General features: G+C 47.7%; 2 protein-coding genes. Both read left to right on the top strand.

Translation table 11 applies throughout. The features are described 5' to 3' along the window. Positions 1 to 1,840: DUF4116 domain-containing protein (locus KDK19_RS12640; protein ID WP_257292102.1), on the top strand; the 1,840-nt coding region annotated here is incomplete at its 5' end. A 158-nt stretch (positions 1,841 to 1,998) separates the two neighbouring features. Beyond that, positions 1,999 to 2,440: hypothetical protein (locus KDK19_RS12645; RefSeq protein ID WP_257253904.1), on the top strand; the 442-nt coding region annotated here is incomplete at its 3' end.

Here is a 2,440-nt window from a genome sequence, read left to right on the forward strand (position 1 = left end):
GTTGTCGTTTTTTTCCCCCGGCGGTGGACTGGATTGTCTGGCAAACCCGATAAAACTGAGCATGTCGCCGCAAAGATCAGAATTACTGGCAGAGACCAGAGACAACGTAAACCGACTGATTCACGGGGCTGAAGCAATGCTTGTGGGTTACGAAGCCTTTCTGCAGCTGACCGGTAAAAGCTGTTCGCGCGAGGTTCAGTCATTGCGGGATGAATTTCCGAAACTGAGCAACCGGTTCGTGACGCTGAAAGAAACCATTCGATCCGGGTTAGAGAGTATCATTACGCCCATGCAGGCCGCTGAAGAAGGGCAGGTATCCCAGAGAGTGTTTCGTCAGTGGGTGGCAGATTGCCATCAGCTACAATCCTGTCTTCAGGCACTCACCCCCTCGAAGGCTGAGCGGGTCCGAAGTGTCCATGAGCTGATTTTTGCCCTGCATCAGCGCTTCGTAGAGGCGCTGGCACCGGTTGCTCTGACTTCACGTCAGGGTAGGGTGTCTGAGGAAGAGAACGTCACCTACGTTGATTTCACAACTTCGGATAATTCGGGTGGACAGGAACCGCTGTTGAATCCGTCCGGCAAGGCATCCATCAAAAAATTACGGCTTTCAGGGACTGCGGTCATCATCGATGATGCCCTGATTGTTAACCTGAATCTTGGAGCTCATAAGGGTGTTGTTGAGCTGCTTGAAAACGCAGAGGGAGGGAAAGGACGAACCTTGCGACTGAAATTTTCTGACCAATTCGATAAAATTTCTGGTTGGGAAAAAGCTGGCAAGTTAAAACGTATGTGGTTTCTGGTCAAGCTTCTGAAAGCGATAGAGCTGCGTGAAGATGCTGGTCCCATGAAGCTAAGTTGCAACGGCACAGCGGGAGAGATTATCGTAGAGTGTCCCCGAATGAGTTCACGTCAATCCATGCAGGAAGCCTTCAAAAAACTGATGATCGTGCTGCATTCCATGGACTGGCTGGATATACACTTTGCAGGTCGCATTTCTAATGGAGTTCAGTGGAACTTTAACATGCTTGCACAACGCCTTAATGACGATGTTGCGACAGAAGCCGATAGATTCGACTTTCAACATTGCCTTTTCTCAATGTTTTATGGGGGTGGTTTCCATATTGATCGCGATTGTTGCCGATTGTTAAGCAACCCACTCCAACAGTTTATTCACTATGCACGGCGGTTAGCTGAGTGTGAGTTCCTGGTATCTCAGCAGGAAAAATCAGAGGACAGTCTGCATGAACTGTTAATGAGTGATGAGATCGCTGAGGGCACTCGATCGGAGCTCTTGCATCATTATTTATTGGAAGATACCGTTTACGCTCCCCAATTGATTGAGCAGGTGTATGGCCTGAGCAATCAATACTTTGTTATCAATCCATCCTGGTGTTACAGACTGGAGTTTTATCTTCCACCGGCTCATCCGCTTTCAGATGATAAAGACAAGGTCAGGAATATCTTGCTGAATCACGGACTGAAATATGCCAGTCAACGGATTCTGAATGATAGAGAGCTGGTATTAGCAGCCATTGCAGAATATCCAGATGACCTGATGTATGCGAGTAAAGAACTGAAGAATGATAACGATGTTGTCATTGCCGCAGTCAGTCGAAATGGCTTGGCGCTGGACTATGCAAGCCGGGAACTTAAGGGTAATACAAAGGTGGTCATGGCTGCAGTCAGTCAAAATGGCCTGGCGCTGATTTATGCAAGCCCGGAACTTCAGGATAATAAAGAGGTGGTCATGGCTGCTGTAGCAAATGAACCGGACGCTCTGAGATATGCCAGTAAAAGACTACGAAGCGATAAAAAAAATGATTCTAATGGCCATGGCTGATAGTACTTTTTACTTATCGTTGTTTTTTTCTATTGCGTGTTTCAGGCTAACGGAGGAACTTTATAAAAAGATCCCAGTCTAACGAAGTTAATTGATTGATTTGACAGCCCCTTGGCCATTAAGTCATGGATGAATATTAACTTTGAAGGGATATATTTATGTTACCCGCCGGATCTGAAAAAACATGTCATCAAGTCCCCGCAACGAATCCGAATAAGGATAGCCGGGCCAGTAGTTCATCCAATAGGTATTTCAGGGATACTGACACCATCCCTGTCTGCACAACGCCAATTACCAAGCGCCTTTGCAGTGCATCTGTCCCGGGTCTGGCTACTGACAACTCTCCCCCATGCCGTGAACTGCTCGGGGGCAAGGGAATGTTTCTGCAGCTCATGCAGGCAATAGGACTGTCTGTGCCACCGTTCAAATGTGTTTCAGTCCGGGCAATGAATGCGCTTGAACAACACCCTCTGGATACCCATTGTTTAGCCCGCTATCTTCCGGGGATGGCCCTTGAATCGGACGCAGAGTGCAGCCTGATGAAGATCAGGGAATACCTAAGCACCTTGCCACCTTCAGAGCAAAACCAAAGGGATGAAT

It is taken from the genome of Endozoicomonas sp. ONNA1 (assembly GCF_024606325.1).
In the GTDB taxonomy this organism is placed as follows: Bacteria; Pseudomonadota; Gammaproteobacteria; order Pseudomonadales; family Endozoicomonadaceae; genus Endozoicomonas_A.